Annotated in this window: 2 protein-coding genes and 1 pseudogene; all 3 read right to left on the bottom strand. The window is 52.6% G+C overall.

Going from position 1 to position 2,309, the window contains the following annotated elements:
- Positions 1-185 precede the first annotated feature (185 nt).
- Entirely contained in the window at positions 186-1,694 is a 1,509-nt protein-coding gene (locus OM960_RS25275; RefSeq protein WP_264773920.1) for a sulfotransferase, read from the bottom strand.
- Positions 1,691-1,936, bottom strand: coding sequence for a hypothetical protein (locus OM960_RS25270; protein WP_263332693.1), 246 nt, complete (start codon positions 1,934-1,936; stop codon positions 1,691-1,693). The genes OM960_RS25275 and OM960_RS25270 overlap by 4 nt, the downstream gene beginning before the upstream one ends.
- A 281-nt stretch (positions 1,937-2,217) precedes the next feature.
- A pseudogene (locus tag OM960_RS25265) lies at positions 2,218-2,309 on the bottom strand (IS5/IS1182 family transposase); the annotation flags it as partial.

Raw genomic sequence — 2,309 nt, 5'->3', positions numbered from 1 at the left:
CTGCTGCGCGACCTTGCTCGCAGCGTCACGCGGCCCGGCCTTCTTCGCTGCCGATGAGTGTCCCATGTGGCGATCCTCCTTGCCCAAAATAGCACGGCAAGAAGATTAAGTGGACATCTTTCGTTATCCCGCGACGCTACGAAACCGCCCTGCCCCACTCAACGGAATTCCCTCTGAAAAGACCCTTACAAATACTGCGCTGGAGTCTTGATGCCTGCGCTCTGACGTTTCGCAATAGCTTCCATCTCCCGATAAAGAGTTTCCGCCTCATCGTACAGTTCTTGGTCAAACAGCCCCGGCATAGGTTGATCGGGTTCGGAGCGAAAATAGCCAGAAAACTGCAAAGTGGATTGGTGCAGACCCAAAGCCACGCATAAGTCCTCCATGGCCCGTTGTGGCGACGAGCGAAGATCGTCCTGAAGCACGAATATACAAGTCTCTTGATAGTTTAGAATTTCGCGAAAAGCATGAATCCAATACTGTAGCCAATAATTTCCCGAAGATCGATCGTAGCTGTTCGATTCAACGCTTGGAAACAGAATAGGTTTATGAAGTTGTCCGAATTCAAAGTGACCAATATCACGCATGTATCGACGAATGAATGCGTCCCGGTCATGCAATTTACAGAAGTTTTGATGCTGTCGCAGTAACGAAGCCGCGTGGGCACCTGGCTGCCTTATCGGGACGACGATCTGGCTATTTGGGAAGGCGGCTTTCAAGAACGAGATGCGCGCGATGTTGGCATTGTTCTTTGAGCAATATCTTGCATTTTGAAAAGAGGAAGCTTCTCCCTTATATAACCGCGCATTGATTATCTTGATCATGTGGTGAAAGAGAAATTGCTCACTCTTATTTTCTCTATCTGTCTCATCCCAGCACTTGATACCAGCCTCCCCATACTTGTCCGGCCAGCACAATTGCCACACGACTTCTTCAAAAGCTTCGGGACTTTCGAGGTCAATTTCGAGACCGTCGCCATGGGCGCGCTCCCGGCGTTCGACAGATCTGCTACTGCCTCCTGCGAGTAGGTTCCAAAGCCGGGGTGCGGTGAGGAAGGGCATATCACGATAAGTATGCGTGGCTATACTTGGCAGATCATAAAGTGCATTTAAGACAGCGGTTGTGCCGGCTCTAGCTAACGACGTAATGAAAATGGGTCGAAATGAAGTCTGTTCCGCAGTCATCGGCATAAGTGCATCCTCTAACCGGGATGCTGTTTTCAGAACCTTCGGGTGGGAGAACGCGATCATATGGATCAAGCGGTCCGCAGTCGAGTAGCGGTTCGCTGAGGCGTCTTCTTTTACGGATGGGCTTCGCCGGCGTCTAATAAACTCGGACAGTAGAACGCCCAGTATCGATAAGCCGAGAATGTACTCCCATTGTAGCATGAAGTTCATCACATCCACGCTGGAGGCGAGCCCGACGAGTTCTGCGCCGAAAATAGGAACGGAGGCTGCGACGAGAGTCAGACCGAAACGCCAGAAAATACTGAATGCGGATTTGATTAGGCCGAAGCCTGCGCGTCGGACGGCAACTTCTTTCCCAAGGTCATCGAGCTCCTGGTCAAGCATCGCCGAGACTCCAGCCGCGGCCAGATTCAATGCTTCTCTTGCAACGCCGACGATTGCCAAGCCCTTGAGGGCGAAGGCAAAGGCTCCAACCGCAAGTAGCGAAACTACGGCCTCGACGATCACTCCGACTTGTCTTTCGCCTTACTGCCGCCTGTTCCTCTCTTCAAGAGTCGTTTGAGCGGGTACCAGACAAGCCCGATCAGAAGAAGAAGGAAACCGAATCCCACGGCTATGGTAACGGCGATGGCGCCAAGACCCGCGCCGGGGCCAATGTAGGCAAGAGCTGAGTTTGGTGTTAGTGCCGCCAGCGAAAACCCAAGAATTGTGTTTATTAAGGCTGGGCTTGACGCCATCCGAATGCTCATTGTTCAAATCCTTCCGTACAAGTGACAAATAAAATGCGATCCTAGTCCACCGCCACGATTGCAGGTATTGCAATCCCAGCTTCAGTCCAAAGGACTTAGGCGCTTGCGTACTTTTTGACAGTATCAAATTTGCCCCGCACCAGAGAAGAGTCAATTTCGGGCGCGCGTGGGAATCCCGGAGAGAGGTGGCTCGGATGATCGGAACAGGCGTGGGGGTCCTGTCAGGGAAACTTGGCGTGAGGTGTGACAAGACGGTGGCTAGGCTCCAGACTCATTGATCGTCAAAGCCAGAACAGGACGGTTGCGGCGAGTGCGACGGCGGAAAGGAAGGTCTTGGCGCATCTGTCGTAACGGGTTGCGACCCTGCGCCAGT

The sequence above is a fragment of the Defluviimonas salinarum genome (assembly GCF_026013545.1).
GTDB lineage: Bacteria > Pseudomonadota > Alphaproteobacteria > Rhodobacterales > Rhodobacteraceae > Albidovulum > Albidovulum salinarum.
This window is presented reverse-complemented; position numbering and strand designations above follow the sequence as displayed.

What these genes read in the sequence shown, in the direction of transcription:
- OM960_RS25270 (WP_263332693.1), bottom strand. Translation starts at nt 1,936, where the DNA reads ATGAGCATTCGGATGGCGTCAAGCCCAGCCTTAATAAACACAATTCTT.